The following is a 16,143-nucleotide window of genomic DNA, read 5'->3' as shown; positions in this document are numbered from 1 at the left end:
GCGAGCGTCCCCCGTTCCGCCGCGACGACCGTGGCAGTGAGCGTCCCGCCTTCCGGCGCGATGACCGCCGGGACGACCGGCGTGACGACCGTGGTTCGCGGCCGGCGTTCCAGCGTGACGACCGTGGTGATCGTGGGCCGCGTCGGGACGACCGGGGCGAGCGTCCCCCGTTCCGCCGCGACGACCGTGGCAGTGAGCGTCCCGCCTTCCGGCGCGATGACCGCCGGGACGACCGGCGTGACGACCGTGGTGGCGAGCGTCCCCCCTTCCGCCGGGACGACCGGCGGGACGACAACCGGGGTGACCGCGGTGGCTTCCGCGGTCCCCGGGACGATCGCGGTGACCGTGGCCCCCGTAGGGACGACCGTGGTGGACGGCCCGGTGGGTCCGGTGGATTCCGGGGCCGTGACGGGCGCGACGACCGTCGGGACGACCGGCAGGGTGGCGGGTCTCGTTTCCGCGACGAGCGGGACCGGGACCGGGAGCCGATCAAGCGGCTGCCGATTCCGGAGGACGTCACCGGCGACGAGATCGACAAGGACGTACGGCAGGAGCTCCTGAGCCTGCCCAAGACGCTCGCCGAGGATGTCGCCAAGAACCTGGTGATGGTCGCCCGGCTGATCGATGAGGACCCCGAGGGGGCCTACGGGTACTCCAAGGTGGCCCTGCGGCTCGCTTCGCGTGTCGCCGCCGTGCGGGAGGCGGCCGGGTTCGCCGCGTACGCCACCCAGAAGTACAGCGAGGCGCTCGCCGAGTTCCGTGCCGCGCGGCGGATGTCCGGTGGTGTCGAGCTGTGGCCCGTCATGGCCGACTGCGAGCGTGGACTCGGGCGGCCGGAGAAGGCGCTCGACATGGCCGGCGCTCCCGAGGTCAACAAGCTCGACAAGGCCGGCCAGGTGGAGATGCGGCTCGTCGCGGCGGGCGCCCGGCGTGACATGGGGCAACTCGACGCGGCCATCGTGACGTTGCAGAGCCCCGAGCTCGCTGCCGGCTCCGTCCAGCCGTGGACCGCGCGGCTGAGGTACGCGTACGCCGACGCGCTGCTCGCCGCCGGGCGTGAGGGCGAGGCCCGGGAGTGGTTCGCGAAGGCTCTCGAGGCCGACCGGGACGGCAGCACGGACGCCTCCGACCGGCTCGCCGAGCTGGACGGGGTGGACTTCGTCGACGCCCTGGACGAGCACGGGACCGAGACGGAGAGCGGGACCGAGATCGAGTCCGAGTCCGCGTCCGAGACCGAGGCCGACGGGGCCGTCGTCGAGAAGGCGACGGAAGCGGAAGAGGCGGAAGAGGCGGACGAGGTCGAGGAGCCGGCCGAGGGCAAGGGCGTCAGTGACGAGGCCGAGCACGGTGTGGTCGACCGTGACGAGGACTGATGTAGGCCGTTAGCAGCGGCAAGGGGCGGGACCCGGTATCGACCGGGTCCCGCCCCTTCGTGCGTTCAGAGGTCGAGTGCGCGCAGGACCAGGCCCGATGCGGGTTTCGGGCCGAAGGACGTCGACTTACGGGGCATCGTGACGCCCTGCCGGGCGAGTTCGCGGACGACCTCTTCGCGGACGGGGTGCAGGAGGACCGCCGTACCGCCGTCGCGTTCCGCCTTGCGTACCGTCGCGGCGGTGTCGTGGATGTAGGCGATGCGGGTGGGGTCGTCCTCCGGGATGTGCCAGATGTGCTCGAGGAGCGTGGCGTGCAGGACCGTGGCGTCCAGGGTGCGCCAGGCCTCCGGGAAGTCGGCGGGGATCGTGCGGTCGAGCAGCGCCGGGTCCGGTCGGTCGACGAGGTGGAAGGCGCCGTCGCCCGCCAGGAGGAACCCGTTGCCCGCGCAGGCGGCGTCCGCGAGGGTGTCGAGGGCCTCCGCGAGGGGGACGTCCAGGCGCTGGACGCGGAACCGGCCGTCGAGCGCGGCCACGGCGTCGGCCACCGGAAGGCCGTGCAGGAGGCGATGGATGGCGCGGACGCGCAGGGGGTAGCGGGCGGTGTCGACCAGCAGGACGAGACCGTGGTCCCAGGGGCTGGGGGACGGGTGCTCCGCGCGTAGACGCAGGTAGGTCGCCCAGCGGTGGTGGCCGTCGGCGATGAGGGCCTGGTGGTGGGAGAGGTCCGCGAGGAGACGGGCCGTCTCGGTGGGGTCGGTGATCGCCCAGAGGCGGTGGCTGTAGCCGTCCTCCGTGGTGGTGGAGAGCAGCGGGGGACGCTCCGCCGCGCGGTCCACGATCTCGGCCGCCGTGCCGTTGCCGCGGTAGGTGAGGAGGAGGGGTTCCAGGTTCGCGTGCGTGGCGCGCATCAGGTCCGCGCGGTCCGCGACGATGTGCGGCATGACGTCCTCGTGGGGAAGGACGATCCCTTCCGACGGTTCCGAGACACGCAGGGTGCCGATCAGGCCGCGCTGGAGCATGCCGTCCGTGTGCCGCTGTTCGTAGACGTACAGGGCGGGTTCGGGGTCGGCGGTCAGGACGCCCTCGGACAGCCAGCCGCGCAGGGTGTCGGCGGCCTGTTCGTTGCGGGCGGCGGGCGTGGTGGCCTGGGGCAGGATGAGGCGGACGATGTTGTACGGGTCCGCGTCCTGGAGGTGGTGCAGGCCGTCGGGGCGGACCACGACGTCGTACGGCGGGGAGGTGACGGCGGCGAGACTGCCGACCCGGTCGGGGTCGTAGCGCAGGCCTCGGAACGGGGTGAGTTCCAGGCCTCGGGGCGCCGTCGCTTCCGAGTGACCTGCTGAGTTCATCCCGGCATCGTACGTCTGTCGGTGGCATGCGGGATGATCGGGGGAAAGCGGAGCGAACGAGGAGCGATGTGGAATGAGCCGGAGCGTCAGGACGAGGCCCGAGGGCAGTGGGCAGGCCCTGAGCGAGGCGTACGACACGGCGCTGCTCGACCTGGACGGGGTGGTGTACGCGGGGGGCAACGCGATCGCGTACGCCGTCGAGTCGCTGGCCACCGCGCGGGCGGGCGGGATGCATCTCGCGTACGTCACCAACAACGCGCTGCGGACGCCGGACGCGGTGGCCGGGCATCTGACGGAGCTGGGGATACCGACGGGCGCCGACGACGTCATCACCTCGGCGCAGGCGGTCGCGCGGCTGATCAGTGAGCAGGTGCCGGCGGGCGCGCGGGCGCTGGTGATCGGCGGGGAGGGGCTGCGGGTCGCGCTGCGCGAGCGCGGGCTCGAGCCGGTGGAGTCGGCGGACGACGATCCGGCGGCCGTGGTGCAGGGGTTCGGCGGGCCCGATCTGCCGTGGGGGCGGTTCGCGGAGGCTTCGTACGCCGTCGCGCGCGGGGTGCCGTGGTTCGCGTCCAACACCGACCTGACGATTCCCAGCGGGCGTGGCATCGCGCCGGGCAACGGCGCGGCGGTGCAGGTCGTGCGGATCGCGACCGGCGCCGAGCCGCAGGTCGCGGGCAAGCCGTTGCCGCCGATGCACCGGGAGACGATCCTGCGGACCGGCGCCGAGCGGCCGTTGGTCGTCGGGGACCGGCTGGACACGGACATCGAGGGGGCGTTCAACGGCGAGGTCGACTCGCTGCTCGTCCTCACCGGTGTCACCGACGGGGCGCAGTTGCTCGCGGCGCCGCCGCAGCACCGGCCGACGTATGTCGACAGCGATCTGCGGGGGATGCTCACCGGTCAGCCCGAGGTCGCCGTGGACGGTGACGGCTTCCGGTGCGGTGGCTGGACGGCGAGCGCGGGCGCCGAGAGTCTGGAGCTGGCGGGGGACGGCGAGACCATGGACGGGTTGCGGGCGCTGTGCGCGGCGGCCTGGACGGCGGCCGGTGACGGGAGTTGTGAGCTGGACGGAGGGAAGGCGCTGGCGCGGCTGGGGTTGTGAACCGCCGGGCCGGACGAGGCGTGGGCGGTGGGGCCGCGAAGCGGTGATGCTGTGAACCCTGGCACGGGCCATGACCAGGGATCGAGACGCATTGGCAGGGTAGGCTAACCTAACTGCGTGTTGGTCGACAGTGTTCCCGAACAGCGCGCGGAGACCGCCCCCGCGCCTCCAAAACGCCGGGCGATACGTTCCGTTGGGCTGCTCGCCGCCGTGGCGGTCCTGCTGCTGGTGGCGGTGATGAGCATCGCCGTCGGGGCCAAGGAGCTGTCCGTCGCGCAGGTTCTGCACGGGCTGTTCGAGGACTCGGGGACGTACGCGGACGTCGTGGTCGACGAGCGGTTGTCGCGGACCGTGCTGGGGCTGCTCGTCGGGGCGGCGCTCGGGCTGTCCGGCGCCGTGCTCCAGGCGCTGACGCGCAATCCGCTGGCCGACCCCGGGCTGCTCGGTATCAACGCGGGCGCCTCGGCGGCCGTCGTCACCGCCATCACCTACTTCGGCGTCACGAGCCTGACCGGCTATGTGTGGTTCGCGTTCTTCGGGGCGGCCGCCGTCGGTGCGCTGGTCTGGTTCCTCGGTGGGAGCCGGGGAGCCACTCCGGTGCGGCTCGCGCTCGCCGGCACGGCGATCAGCGCCGCGCTCTACGGCTATCTCCAGGCCGTGATGATCATGGATGACGCGGCCCTCGCCAGGATGCGGTTCTGGACGGTCGGTTCGCTGTCCACGGCGACCGACGAGACCATCCGGCAGGTGCTGCCCTTCCTGGTCGTCGGCACCCTCCTCTCGTTCGCCCTCGCCCGGCCGCTGAACGCCGTGACGATGGGCGACGACACCGCCAAGGCACTGGGTGCCGACCTGAACCGCACCCGGGCGCTGTCGATGCTGGCGGCGACCGTGCTGTGCGGCGCCGCCACCGCCGCCTGCGGCCCGATCGTCTTCGTCGGACTGATGGTCCCGCACATCGTCCGCTCGTTCACCGGCCCCGACCTGCGCTGGATCATGCCGTACGCGGCCGTCCTGTCGCCGGTGCTGCTGCTCGGTTCCGATGTCATCGGCCGGGTCGTCGCCCGGCCGTCGGAGGTCCAGGTCGGCATCATCACCGCGATCATCGGCGGCCCGGTCTTCATCTTTCTCGTACGACGGCGGAGGACGGCACAGCTGTGAAGACCGCGCAGAAGATCCCCCACGGCCGCCCTCGGGCGCTGCGCACCCCGGGTGGGTTCTCCGTCCGGCTGGAGCCACGGGCGCTGATCGTCGTTGTTGCGCTGGTGGTGGCCGCGCTCGCCGCGAGCGTGGTGCTGATCGGCACCGGCGACTTCCCGATCCCGGCCGGCGACGTCGTGAAGACGCTGCTCGGCGACGGCAACGCCGGCCAGGAGTTCATCGTCAACGAACTGCGGCTGCCGCGGGTGCTCGTGGGTCTGCTCGTCGGGGCCTCCTTGGGGCTCGGCGGCGCGCTCTTCCAGGCCGTGTCGCGCAACCCGCTGGGCAGCCCGGACGTGCTGGGGCTCGGACAGGGCGCGACGGCCGGCGCGCTCGTGATGATCGTGCTGTTCTCCGGGAGCACCGCCCAGGTGGCCGTCGGCGCGCTGGTGGGCGGCCTGGCGACCGGCACTCTGCTCTACCTGCTGGCCTGGAAGCGGGGCGTCCACGGGTACCGGCTGGTGCTCGTCGGCATCGGCCTCTCGGCGATCGCCTCGGCGGTCAACGGCTATCTGATGACCAAGGCCGACTTCGTCGACGCGGCCCGCGCGGTCGTGTGGATGACCGGCACCCTCGACGGCCGTGACTGGAAGCAGGTCTGGCCGCTGCTCGTGCTGGTCTGCGTACTCGTGCCGCTCGTGCTCGCCAACGGGCGCGGGCTGCGGATGATGGAGATGGGCGACGACGTCTCGCACGCGCTGGGAGTGCGCGTGGAGCGCGTCCGGCTGCTGCTGATGGTCTCCGCCGTGCTGCTCACCGCGGCCGCCACCGCAGCCGCGGGCCCCGTCAGCTTCGTGGCGCTCACCGCGCCGCAGCTCGCCCGGCGGCTGACCCGCTCGCCCGGGCCCAACCTCGTGCCGTCTTTGTGCATGGGCGCCGCCCTGCTGGTCACCGCCGACTGGGCCTCGCAACGGCTCTTCGGCGACGGGCAGTTGCCCGTGGGCGTGGTCACCGGTGTGCTGGGCGGGGTGTACCTGCTGTGGCTCCTCGTCACCGAGCGCAGAGCGGGGCGGATATGAGTGGCGCGGTCGACGACAAGGGCCGCCCGGCCGACCGGAACAACCGAAGGAGCACCGTGAACCGCCTGTCCGCCGAGAACGTCACCCTCGCCTATGACCAGCGGGTCATCGCCGAACAGCTGTCGGTGGAGATACCGGACAACTCCTTCACGGTGATCGTCGGCCCGAACGCCTGCGGCAAGTCGACGCTGCTGCGGGCGCTGTCGCGGATGCTGAAGCCGAGCCGGGGCCGGGTGCTGCTCGACGGGCAGGTCATCCAGTCGATGCCCGCGAAGAAGGTCGCGCGGACGTTGGGTCTGCTGCCGCAGTCGTCGATCGCGCCCGACGGGATCACCGTCGCGGACCTCGTGGGCCGGGGCCGCTACCCGCACCAGGGCATCCTGCGCCAGTGGTCGGCCGAGGACGAGCGGGTGGTGCAGGAGTCCATGGCGCAGACCGGGGTCGCCGAGCTCGCCGACCGCTATGTCGACGAGCTGTCCGGCGGTCAGCGCCAGCGCGTGTGGATCGCGATGGCGCTCGCCCAGCAGACGCCGTTGCTGCTGCTCGACGAGCCGACGACCTACCTCGACATCCAGCACCAGATCGACGTACTGGACCTGTGCGCGGAGCTGCACGAGGAGCAGGGGCGCACGCTCGTCGCGGTGCTGCACGACCTCAACCACGCGGCCCGGTACGCCACCCACCTGATCGCGCTGAAGGGCGGGGAGGTCATCGCGCAGGGCGCGCCGAACGACATCGTCGACGCCGGGCTGGTGGAGGAGGTCTTCGGGCTGCGCTGCCAGGTCATCGACGACCCGGAGACGGGCACCCCGCTGGTGGTTCCGGCGGCGCGGAAGGCACGCGTACGGGTCGAGCAGGCGCTCGCTACAGAAGTTTCCTGAGCTGGAACAGATCGCGCAGGCCCGCCTCCAGCTTCACCCGCCCCGAGCCCCAGGCCTTCGCGAAGTTCAGCTCGCCGGCGACCAGGGCGACCAGGTCGTCGCCGGTCATGGTCAGCCTGATCTGGGCCTTCTGCGGGGGAGGCCCCGCAAGGGTGTCCGTCACGACGATCCGGCCGTCCGTCATACGGCCGACGAACGTGACGTCCAGGTCGGTGATCCAACAGCTCACCGAACGGTCCAGGGCGGCGGCCGTCCGGACGTCCCCTTCGGCGCTGCGCATGTTGTCCGAGAGCTTCTCGAGTGCGGCGTGGCACTCCTCGATCGTGGCCATCGTGATCGACGGTACCCCAGGCGTTCGAGGTAGCGTCTTCGCATGAGCGACACAGCGCCGGAGACGGGGACGCAGACCGTGCCCGAGGAGCCGGCACCGGAGCAGGAGCGGGAGCAGGAGCACGATCCCGCGGCTGCCGCTCCGCTGGACGTCCCCCGGGCCCCCACCGGTGACGCGGAGGTGGACGCCCTGCTGGACCGGCTGGCCGACGCCGACCACCTCGCCGCCGACGGACACGTCGAGGTGTACGAGGATGTGCACCGGGGGCTGCGTGACGCGCTCACCGCGCTCGACGCCCGCCCGGGACTTCCGGTTCCCGCCGGTCGCCCGACCAGCGTCCCTCAATGAGACCCTTCGGGTCACACCTTTCGAATGCGTACGGCAATAGGAGCTGAACCGAACGTGGCAGGAGTCGCACGACGCCGTCTGGACGCGGAGCTGGTCCGCCGCAAGCTCGCGCGCTCGCGTGAGCATGCCGGCCAGCTGATCGCCGCAGGGCGGGTCACCGTCGACAAGACCGTCGCGACCAAGTCCGCCACCCAGGTCGAGACGGCGGCCGCGATCGTCGTCGCCGTCGACGGCGACGACCCCGACTACGTGTCCCGGGGCGGCCACAAGCTCGCCGGGGCGCTGGCCGCGTTCGTACCGCAGGGGCTCGTGGTGGAGGGGCGGCGGGCGCTGGACGCCGGCGCGTCGACCGGCGGGTTCACCGATGTGCTGCTGCGGGCGGGGGCCACGCACGTGGTCGCCGTCGACGTCGGATACGGACAACTCGCGTGGTCTCTCCGCAGCGATGAACGCGTCACCGTCAAGGACCGTACGAACGTACGCGAGTTGACGCTTGAAGCGATCGATGGGAAGCCTGTGGATCTAGTCGTGGGGGACTTGTCCTTCATCCCGCTGGGGCTGGTGCTGCCGGCCCTGGCACGGTGCACCGAGCCGGACGCGGACCTGGTGATGATGGTCAAGCCGCAGTTCGAGGTGGGGAAGGAACGGCTCGGCAGCGGGGGCGTCGTGCGGAGTCCGCAGCTGCGGGCGGAAGCGGTGCGGGGCGTGGCCGGGAAGGCGTGGGACCTGGGGCTCGGGGTGAAGGGTGTCACCGCCAGCCCGCTGCCCGGCCCTTCGGGCAATGTCGAGTACTTTCTGTGGCTCAGGGCCGGGGCGCCTGCCCTCGACCCGGCCGATGTCGATCGTGCAGTTGCGGAGGGGCCGCGTTGACTCAGAACCGAGCTCGTACTGTTTTCCTGCTCGCCCACACCGGGCGGCCCGCGGCCATCCGCAGCGCCGAGCTGGTCGTCAAGGGGCTGCTGCGTGAGGGCATCGGGGTGCGCGTCCTGGAGTACGAGGCCGCCGACCTGCCCCTGCCGGAGGAGGTGGAGCTGGTCTCCGAGGCCACTCCGCAGTGCCTGGAGGGATGCGAGCTGCTCATCGTGCTCGGCGGCGACGGCACGCTGCTGCGCGGCGCGGAGTTCGCGCGGGCGTCCGGGGTGCCGATGCTTGGCGTCAACCTCGGGAGTGTCGGCTTCCTCGCCGAGGCCGAGCGCGACGACCTCGACAAGGTCGTCGACCGGGTGGTGACGAAGGCGTACGAGGTCGAGGAGCGGATGACCGTCGACGTCGTCGTGCACCGCAACGGGGACATCGTGCACACCGACTGGGCGCTGAACGAGGCGGCCGTGCAGAAGGCGGGCGCGGAGAAGCTGCTCGAGGTCGTGCTGGAGATCGACGGACGGCCGGTCACCGGGTTCGGGTGCGACGGGATCGTGCTGTCCACGCCGACGGGATCGACGGCCTACGCCTTCTCGGCGGGCGGGCCCGTGGTGTGGCCCGAGGTCGAGGCGCTGCTGATGGTGCCGATCAGTGCGCACGCGCTGTTCGCGAAGCCCCTGGTGACCTCGCCCGACTCCGTGCTCGCGGTGGAGGTGCTGCCGCACATTCCGCCGGGCGTGCTGTGGTGCGACGGGCGGCGGACGGTCGAGCTGCCCGCGGGGGCCCGGGTCGAGGTGCGGCGGGGCGCGGTGCCCGTTCGGCTGGCCCGGCTGCATCACGCTTCGTTCACGGATCGGCTGGTGGCGAAGTTCGCGCTGCCCGTCTCCGGGTGGCGAGGGGCCCGGCACCAGCCGTGAGGCACCTCCACTCGCCTGGGTGATAAGTGAGGCCTCTCCGCTTTCGTCCACCTGCTGCTTCGTGCTGTGGGGCCGGGGGGCGTCGCACTTCCTCCCCCCGACCTCGTAAGGTCTTGTCCGTGTTGGAGGAGATGCGGATACGGTCGCTCGGAGTCATCGACGACGCGGTCGTCGAGCTGTCGCCAGGCTTCACCGCTGTCACGGGTGAGACGGGCGCGGGCAAGACCATGGTGGTCACCAGCCTCGGGCTGCTGCTGGGCGGGCGCGCTGATCCCGCGCTCGTGCGGATCGGCGCCGAGAAGGCGGTCGTGGAGGGGCGGATCTCCGTGCCCTCGAACGCCTCGGTGCTGGTACGGGCCGAGGAGGCCGGGGCCGAGCTCGACGACGGGGCGTTGCTCATCAGCCGTACCGTTTCCGCCGAGGGGCGGTCGCGGGCGCACGTGGGCGGGCGGAGCGTGCCCATGGGCGTGCTGGCCGAGCTCGCCGACGAGCTGGTCGCCGTCCACGGGCAGACCGACCAGCAGGGGCTGCTGAAGCTGTCTCGGCAACGGCAGGCGCTCGACCGGTACGCGGGCGACGCGGTGACCGTGCCGCTCGCCAAGTACACCGAGGCCTATCGGCGGCTGCGGGCCGTCGCGGTCGAGCTGGAGGAGATCGTCACGCGCGCGCGTGAGCGGGCCCAGGAGGCCGACATGCTGCGCTTCGGGCTCGACGAGATCGCCGGCGTCGAACCGCGCGCCGGGGAGGACGTGGAGCTGGCGGAGGAGGCCGAGCGGCTCGGGCACGCGGAAGCGCTGTCGTCCGCAGCCACGGCCGCCCACGCCGCTCTCGCCGGTAATCCGGAGGATCCCGAGGGCATCGAGGCCACCACGCTCGTCGCGGGCGCGCAGCGGGCCCTGGAGGCCGTCAGGTCGCACGATCCGGCGCTGGCCGCACTCGCCGACCGGATCGGGGAGATCGGGATCCTGCTGGGCGATGTGGCGGGCGAGCTCGCGGGTTACGCCGACGACCTCGACGCCGATCCGCTGCGGCTGTCGGCAGTCGAGGAGCGGCGGGCCGCGCTCACCGGACTCACCCGCAAGTACGGGCGGGACGTGGACTCGGTGCTCGTCTGGGCCGAGCAGAGCGTCGCCCGGCTCACCGAGCTGGACGGCGACGACGAGCGCATCGACGAGCTGACCGCCGAGCGGGACGCGCTGCGCGGCGAACTCGGCGGGCTGGCGCAGGCGCTGACGGACGCGCGCACGGAGGCCGCCGAACGGTTCGCCGCCGCCGTGACCGCCGAGCTGGCCTCGCTCGCCATGCCGCACGCGCGCGTGTCGTTCGACATCCGGCAGACCGAGGACCCGGAGGGCGTCGAGGTCGGCGGACGTCGGGTCGCCTACGGGCCGGCCGGCGTGGACGAGGTCGAGCTGCTGCTCGCCCCGCACCCGGGCGCGCCGCCGCGGCCCATCGCCAAGGGGGCGTCCGGCGGTGAGCTCTCGCGCGTGATGCTGGCCGTCGAGGTCGTGTTCGCGGGCACGGACCCGGTGCCGACGTATCTCTTCGACGAGGTCGACGCGGGTGTGGGCGGCAAGGCGGCGGTCGAGATCGGGCGGCGCCTCGCGCGGCTCGCCAGGACCGCTCAGGTCGTGGTGGTCACCCACCTTCCGCAGGTCGCCGCCTTCGCCGACCGGCAGCTGCTGGTCGAGAAGACCAACGACGGGTCGGTGACCCGGTCCGGCGTCAAGGTCCTGGAGGGCGAGGACCGCATCCGGGAGCTGTCCCGGATGCTCGCGGGCCAGGAGGACTCCGAGACGGCTCGGGCGCACGCGGAGGAACTGCTGGCCACGGCCCGCGCGGACCGCTAGAGACGGTCGGCGCCGGCCCGTCCCGGTCGGTCCGCGTGCCGGGGCGGCCGTCGTGGGTTCCCTAGGGTGAGGGCATGTTCACACGGAGGGGACGGGGCCCGGCGTTCGCTGCGGCGGCCGGGCTGACCTGGGTGACGGCTGCCGCGCTGCGGGCCGCGGCGCCCGGCGGGCGCGCACGCTGGGAGCGCGAGAACCACGCGGGGCGGACGGTCGGGCTGTACTCCGGCCCCGCCGCCGCCCTGGCGGGCGCGCTCGCGGCCGGGCGGACGGCTCCGGCCGCCGCGCTCGCCGTGGCCGCCGCCGGGACCTGCGGGGCGTACGACGATGTCGCCGGCGCCGGTGACCCGCGGCGGGGCTTTCGGGCCCACCTGGGCGCGTTGCGGGAGGGCGAGGTCACGAGCGGGGCCGTGAAGCTGTTCGGTGTCTCGGCGGCGGGGCTGGTGGCGGGGACGCTGCTGAAGGAACGGTTCCTGGACCAGGTGCTGGCGGGGGTGGTGATCGCCGGGGCCGCGCACTTCGTCAACCTCGTGGACGTGCGCCCCGGACGGGCCGCCGGCGCCGTCCTCGCCCTGGGCGCGCCCGGGGCGCTGCGCGCGGGGGCGGCGGGTGAGCTGTCCGCCGTGGCGGTCGGAGCCGCCGCGGCCGTTCTGCCCGACGATCTGGCCGGGCGGGAGATGCTCGGCGACAGCGGGGCACACGCGCTCGGCGCGCTGCTCGGGACGGCGGTGGTGGCCGGCAACGGCCGTGCGGGTCTGATCGCGCACGCCGCCGCCGTCGTGGCCGCGGCGGTGTACGGGGAGCGGGTGAGCGAGGTGGCGAGGTCGGCACTCGGGTAGGCGAGGTCGGCAAGCGGGTAATCGAACGGAACCCCGACTTCTCTCACCCGTGTGGGTGAGGCGGGGGAGCCTGTGACCGGGTGTCAGGGTGCTCGACGGCACGGAACACCCGTACGTGCTGGCATCCTTGGGCGTAGTACGTGGAGGAACGCCAGCGGTCCACCCCTCCGCCCGGTCCTTCTGTACGTTTCTTCGTGACCGTCCGACGCCGAACCAGGAGCCCCGGCCACGTGAGCAGCCACTCACCGCACGGCCAGTCGTCGCTGCGCACCGTGCAGGTGCTGGGCGGCGCCAACGCCGGCAGCAGCGCGCACGTGCGCTCCCTGGCCGCGGGGCTCGTCGCGCGGGGCGTGCGAGTGACGGTGTGCGCCCCCGGCGAGGCGGATGACACCTACGACTTCACGGGCGTCGGCGCCGAACACGTGCACGTGCCGCGCAGCAGCGATCCGGGGTCCGTGGCGGCGCTCCGGGCGGCCTGCACGGACGCCGACCTCGTCCACGCGCACGGACTGCACGCCTCGTTCCGGGCCGTCCTCGCACTCAGCGGCCGGCGCACCCCGCTCATCGTCACCTGGCACAACCGCGCGCACGCCGAGGGGGCCCGCGCCCATCTGCTGCGCCTGCTGGAACGGCGGGTCGCGAGGGCGGCGACCGTGGTCCTCGGCACCACCTCCGATCTCGTCGACCGGGCCCGCAGGACCGGTGCGCGCGACGCGCGGCTCGCCGCCGTGGCGCTGCCCCGATCTCGCCGGACCGAGGGAACCGAGGAGCCCGAACCGCCGCTTTCGAAGCTGCGGGCCGAACTCGGCGCCATGGGACGCCCGTTGTTCATGGCCGTCGGCGCCCTGGACGGCCACCGCGGTCACGAACTGCTGCTGGACGCCGCGCGCGTCTGGCGCGATCTCGACCCCGTGCCGCTGGTCGTGGTGGCGGGGGAGGGGCCGCAGCGCGCGGAGCTCCAGCGCCGCATCGAGGACGAGGAGCTGCCGGTCCGGCTGCTGGGGCGCCGCGACGACGTGAGCGAACTGCTCGCCGCCGCCGACCTCGCGCTGCTGCCCGGCGGCGGGGAGTCCCGGTCGGTCCTGGCACAGGAGGCCCTGCACGCGCGCGTACCGCTCGTCGCCGCCCTGACCGGGGGGATCCGCGAACTCGTCGGCGACGCGGCCGAACTGGTCCCGCCGCGTGATCCGCAGGCCTTCGCCGCAGCCGTCGTACGCCTCCTCGACGACCCCGAACGGGCCGAAATCCTGCGGGACCTGGGGACCCGGCAGGCGGCCGACTGGCCCACCGAGGACGAGACCGTCGCCCAGGTCCTCAGCGTCTACGACGAGCTGACGCAGCTCCAGCCGATGATCTGAGCCCTACGCCACGTGCCGCCGCGCCCGCAGCGCCAGACTCAACGCCAGGACCGTCTGCGGGTCGTCGAGGTCGGTGCCGAGCAACTCGCCGATGCGGGCGAGGCGGTTGTACAGCGTCTGGCGGTTCAGATGCAGCTCGCGGGCGGTCTCCGCCTTGCGGCCCGCGTGCGCCAGGTAGGTCTCCAGGGTGGGCAGCAGGGGCGGCTTGGAGCGGTGGTCGTGGTCGCGGACCGGGCCGATCGCACGGTCCACGAAGGCCGCGAGGTCGGGCTGGTCGCGCAGCCTCCACAACAGGAGGTCGATGTCCAGGCGGCGGGCGTCGTACCAGGGGCGGTCCGGCAGGCCCTGCGCGGCGGTCGCCGTCTCCGCCGCGTGTCGAAGGCCCGCCGAGGCGGCCGCCCAGCCGCCCGCCACCCCGACCACCACCACCGGCGGCTGGGCCCCCGGCCGCTGCATCCCGGCCCGTTCCACCCCGGCCCGCAGCGCCGCCGCGACCCGGTCCGCCACCGCCGAGCGCTCCGACTCCGAGCGCAGGCCCAGCAGGAGCGGCACCCGCCCCTCCACCGGCCGCACGCCGAGCAGCACGGGCACACCGACCGACGCCAGCTCCTCCGCGACCGCCCGCGCCAGCACCGCCCAGCCCCCGCCGGGGGAGAGCCCGTCGCCCAGCCGCATGACGACCGGGAGCAGCGGACTGGCGCCGGGCTTGAAGCCGAGGACGCGCGCCTGCGCCGGAGCGTCCTCCGCGGCGATCCGGCCCTCGGCGAGGTCGGTGAGGAAGTCGCCCCGGCCGCGAGCCGCGAGCTCCTCCTCCTGGCGGGCCTGCATCAGCACCACGGCCAGGATCCCGGCCGCCCGGTCGGCGGCGATCCGGTGCACCGGTGCGAGAGGGGCGCGCACGGGCAGCAGCACGAGCCGGGCGCGTACCGAACCCGCCCCCGGGCCGCCCCCGGGCACGTCCACCAGCACCGAGCCGGCCGGCGGTGGCGACTCCTTGTGCGGCCCGCGCAAGCCCTCCCACACCTGGAGCGGGTCGGCGCCCTCGGGCCCGGCTCCGGCGGCGTACAGGAGCTGGCCCTCGGTCGTCTCCAGGAAGACGGGGTTGCCGCTGAAGTCCGCCAGGATGCCCAGGACCTGCGGTATCCCGCCGCCGCCGAGCAGCGCCTCCGTACAGCGCCGGTGCACCTCCTCGGCCTGTTGGAGCAGTGCGTAGTGCCCGTTGACGATCTCGGTGTGGATCTCCTCCGTGACCGTCACGAACGGCACCTCACGGTGCAGTTGGACCAGAGGGAGCCCGGTCGCGCGCGCCGTCTCGACCAGGGCCGCGGGCAGCCGGGTGAAGCGCGGGCCCAGCTCGATCACCAGGGCCGCGATACCCCGCTCGGCCAGGGTGCGGACGAACACCCGCTGCTCCGCCGGACGGGTGCCGAGGCCGTAGCCCGTGGTCAGCAGGAGCTCACCGCCCTTGAGCAGCGAGGCGATGTTCGGGACCTCGCCCGCGTGCACCCAGCGCACCGTGCGCCCCAGCCGGTCGGCGCCCGCGAGGATCTCGGGGAGCCCGCTGCGCAGGCCGGGCAGCTCCAGCGCGCGCCGGACGGTGATGCCGGCGCTCTGGCTGTCGAATCGGTGGTCCGTGCGGCTGTCCATGCAGCGGACGCTACCTGCGCGGACGTGCCGGTGACATCTCCGTGCCCGCATGGGCCGGCCGACGCCGGGTAGCGGCGGGCCATGGACTTCAGTGTGGTGGCCGTGGCCCGTGAGGACGACAGTCCGGTCGACGAACCGCTGCGCGTCGCGGCGCTCGCCGACCGGCTCGGCTACCGCGAGGTGTGGGCGGGCGAAGGGCCGACCTGGGACGCCTTCGTGCTCGCCGCGGCGCTCGGCCGGGTGACCGAGCGGGCCGCACTGACGGCGGGGCCGGTCCCGGTGTCGGTGCGCGACCCGTACACCCTCGCCCGGGGCGCCGCGTCGGTCTCCGCCGTCACCGGCGGACGGGCGGTCGGCGTGGCGCTGGGCACGTCGAGCAGGCGCGTCGTGGAGGGCGTGCACGGGCGGCCCCGGGTACGCCCCGCCGCCGTCCTGACCGAGACCGCGGCGGCCGTCCGCGCGCTGCTGCACGGTGTGCCCGGAGAGCCGGTCGTGCCCGGCAGCGCCTTCCGGCGCCGGCTCCCGCCGCCCGGCGGCCCGCTCACCGTGGCCGCCTTCGGGGACCGCGCGATCGCCGCGGCCGCCACGCACGCCGACCGGATGCTGCTCGACGTCGTCTCCCCGGAGCAGGTCCGTGAGCTGCGCGCCAAGCTGGACGCGGCGGCCGAGCGGGCGGGACGTACGCGGCCCACGCTCGCCGCCTGGCTGCCCGCGGCCGTCGACCCGGCGCCCGAGTCGCTCACCGAGGTGCTGGGCGGCATCGCCGGATACCTGACGGTGCCGGGGTACCGCGAGGTGTTCGCCGAGGCCGGTTTCGGGGCGGCCGTCGAGCTGGCCGCGGGCGGCGCCGACCGCGCCACGCTGGTCCGCGCCCTGCCGGCGGCAGCCGCGGCCACCGTCGGCCTGGTGGGCGGGATCGACGCCGTGCGGGCCCGGATCGACGCCTACGCGGAGGCGGGACTCGACGAGATCGCGCTCGTCCCGGCGACGGCGGCCGATCCGGCGGGGGAGCGGACACTGACGGCGCTGGCGGCGCTCGCGCGGGGCTGACGGCGCCCCCGCGGGGCTCGA

At 73.8% G+C, this 16,143-nt stretch carries 15 protein-coding genes; 12 read left to right on the top strand and 3 right to left on the bottom strand.

Features of this window, described 5'->3' with window-relative positions; all coding sequences use genetic code 11:
* Window positions 1–497: 497 nt before the first annotated feature.
* The gene (locus ACIRPU_RS16365) at window positions 498–1,373 is read left to right on the top strand and encodes a hypothetical protein (RefSeq protein ID WP_403867229.1); all 876 of its coding nucleotides are present in this window, start codon (window positions 498–500) and stop codon (window positions 1,371–1,373) included.
* 65 nt (window positions 1,374–1,438) lie between these two features.
* Here ACIRPU_RS16365 and ACIRPU_RS16360 read toward each other — a convergent pair whose 3' ends face one another.
* Window positions 1,439–2,722: a DUF1015 domain-containing protein gene (locus ACIRPU_RS16360; protein ID WP_403867192.1), complete on the bottom strand. Its 1,284-nt coding sequence runs from the start codon at window positions 2,720–2,722 to the stop codon at window positions 1,439–1,441.
* 73 nt (window positions 2,723–2,795) lie between these two features.
* On the opposite strand from ACIRPU_RS16360, the gene ACIRPU_RS16355 reads away from it, so the two are divergent.
* From ACIRPU_RS16355 to ACIRPU_RS16340, 4 genes are all read left to right on the top strand, one after another.
* On the top strand, window positions 2,796–3,824 hold the full coding sequence (locus ACIRPU_RS16355; protein ID WP_403867189.1) for an HAD hydrolase-like protein: 1,029 nt from the start codon (window positions 2,796–2,798) through the stop codon (window positions 3,822–3,824).
* 117 nt (window positions 3,825–3,941) lie between these two features.
* Window positions 3,942–4,985, top strand: coding sequence for a FecCD family ABC transporter permease (locus ACIRPU_RS16350; RefSeq protein ID WP_403867186.1), 1,044 nt, complete (start codon window positions 3,942–3,944; stop codon window positions 4,983–4,985).
* The gene (locus ACIRPU_RS16345) at window positions 4,982–6,043 is read left to right on the top strand and encodes a FecCD family ABC transporter permease (RefSeq protein ID WP_403867183.1); all 1,062 of its coding nucleotides are present in this window, start codon (window positions 4,982–4,984) and stop codon (window positions 6,041–6,043) included. Before ACIRPU_RS16350 ends, ACIRPU_RS16345 begins: the two co-directional genes overlap by 4 nt.
* The gene (locus ACIRPU_RS16340; RefSeq protein ID WP_384120477.1) at window positions 6,040–6,924 is read left to right on the top strand and encodes an ABC transporter ATP-binding protein; all 885 of its coding nucleotides are present in this window, start codon (window positions 6,040–6,042) and stop codon (window positions 6,922–6,924) included. The genes ACIRPU_RS16345 and ACIRPU_RS16340 overlap by 4 nt, the downstream gene beginning before the upstream one ends.
* Here ACIRPU_RS16340 and ACIRPU_RS16335 read toward each other — a convergent pair.
* Window positions 6,908–7,255, bottom strand: a complete 348-nt coding sequence (locus ACIRPU_RS16335; protein WP_403867180.1) for an SCP2 sterol-binding domain-containing protein — start codon at window positions 7,253–7,255, stop codon at window positions 6,908–6,910. The two genes, ACIRPU_RS16340 and ACIRPU_RS16335, sit on opposite strands and share 17 nt — an antisense overlap.
* A 42-nt stretch (window positions 7,256–7,297) precedes the next feature.
* Here ACIRPU_RS16335 and ACIRPU_RS16330 point away from each other — a divergent pair, with 42 nt between their 5' ends.
* The 6 genes from ACIRPU_RS16330 to ACIRPU_RS16305 all read left to right on the top strand — a co-directional run bounded on the left by ACIRPU_RS16330 (window position 7,298) and on the right by ACIRPU_RS16305 (window position 13,425).
* Window positions 7,298–7,603, top strand: coding sequence for a hypothetical protein (locus tag ACIRPU_RS16330; RefSeq protein WP_403867177.1), 306 nt, complete (start codon window positions 7,298–7,300; stop codon window positions 7,601–7,603).
* 54 nt (window positions 7,604–7,657) lie between these two features.
* Window positions 7,658–8,473, top strand: coding sequence for a TlyA family RNA methyltransferase (locus ACIRPU_RS16325; protein ID WP_384120483.1), 816 nt, complete (start codon window positions 7,658–7,660; stop codon window positions 8,471–8,473).
* Window positions 8,470–9,381 carry an NAD kinase gene (locus ACIRPU_RS16320; RefSeq protein WP_355704944.1) on the top strand — a complete coding sequence of 304 codons (912 nt, stop codon included), beginning with the start codon at window positions 8,470–8,472 and terminating at the stop codon, window positions 9,379–9,381. Before ACIRPU_RS16325 ends, ACIRPU_RS16320 begins: the two co-directional genes overlap by 4 nt.
* Before the next feature lie 131 nt (window positions 9,382–9,512).
* Window positions 9,513–11,231, top strand: coding sequence for a DNA repair protein RecN (gene recN / locus ACIRPU_RS16315; protein WP_403867226.1), 1,719 nt, complete (start codon window positions 9,513–9,515; stop codon window positions 11,229–11,231).
* A gap of 74 nt (window positions 11,232–11,305) precedes the next feature.
* Window positions 11,306–12,067: a hypothetical protein gene (locus ACIRPU_RS16310; protein WP_403867173.1), complete on the top strand. Its 762-nt coding sequence runs from the start codon at window positions 11,306–11,308 to the stop codon at window positions 12,065–12,067.
* Window positions 12,068–12,297: 230 nt separating this feature from the next.
* Window positions 12,298–13,425 (top strand): glycosyltransferase family 4 protein, encoded by a 1,128-nt coding sequence (locus tag ACIRPU_RS16305; protein ID WP_403867171.1) that lies wholly within the window; start codon window positions 12,298–12,300, stop codon window positions 13,423–13,425.
* A gap of 3 nt (window positions 13,426–13,428) precedes the next feature.
* Here the strand turns inward: ACIRPU_RS16305 and ACIRPU_RS16300 are convergent, their stop codons facing one another.
* A complete protein-coding gene (locus tag ACIRPU_RS16300; protein ID WP_403867169.1) occupies window positions 13,429–15,072 on the bottom strand; it encodes a PucR family transcriptional regulator in 1,644 nt (547 codons plus the stop codon).
* 81 nt (window positions 15,073–15,153) lie between these two features.
* On the opposite strand from ACIRPU_RS16300, the gene ACIRPU_RS16295 reads away from it, so the two are divergent.
* On the top strand, window positions 15,154–16,122 hold the full coding sequence (locus tag ACIRPU_RS16295) for an LLM class F420-dependent oxidoreductase (RefSeq protein WP_403867166.1): 969 nt from the start codon (window positions 15,154–15,156) through the stop codon (window positions 16,120–16,122).
* Window positions 16,123–16,143: the final 21 nt, after the last annotated feature.

This window comes from Streptomyces sp. NPDC102259 (assembly GCF_044766465.1).
Classification (GTDB): domain Bacteria; phylum Actinomycetota; class Actinomycetes; order Streptomycetales; family Streptomycetaceae; genus Streptomyces.
This window is presented reverse-complemented; position numbering and strand designations above follow the sequence as displayed.

What these genes read in the sequence shown, in the direction of transcription:
- ACIRPU_RS16310 (WP_403867173.1), top strand. Translation starts at nt 11,306, where the DNA reads ATGTTCACACGGAGGGGACGGGGCCCGGCGTTCGCTGCGGCGGCCGGG.
- ACIRPU_RS16360 (WP_403867192.1), bottom strand. Translation starts at nt 2,722, where the DNA reads ATGAACTCAGCAGGTCACTCGGAAGCGACGGCGCCCCGAGGCCTGGAA.
- ACIRPU_RS16355 (WP_403867189.1), top strand. Translation starts at nt 2,796, where the DNA reads ATGAGCCGGAGCGTCAGGACGAGGCCCGAGGGCAGTGGGCAGGCCCTG.
- ACIRPU_RS16300 (WP_403867169.1), bottom strand. Translation starts at nt 15,072, where the DNA reads ATGGACAGCCGCACGGACCACCGATTCGACAGCCAGAGCGCCGGCATC.
- ACIRPU_RS16295 (WP_403867166.1), top strand. Translation starts at nt 15,154, where the DNA reads ATGGACTTCAGTGTGGTGGCCGTGGCCCGTGAGGACGACAGTCCGGTC.
- recN (WP_403867226.1), top strand. Translation starts at nt 9,513, where the DNA reads ATGCGGATACGGTCGCTCGGAGTCATCGACGACGCGGTCGTCGAGCTG.
- ACIRPU_RS16340 (WP_384120477.1), top strand. Translation starts at nt 6,040, where the DNA reads ATGAGTGGCGCGGTCGACGACAAGGGCCGCCCGGCCGACCGGAACAAC.
- ACIRPU_RS16335 (WP_403867180.1), bottom strand. Translation starts at nt 7,255, where the DNA reads ATGGCCACGATCGAGGAGTGCCACGCCGCACTCGAGAAGCTCTCGGAC.
- ACIRPU_RS16330 (WP_403867177.1), top strand. Translation starts at nt 7,298, where the DNA reads ATGAGCGACACAGCGCCGGAGACGGGGACGCAGACCGTGCCCGAGGAG.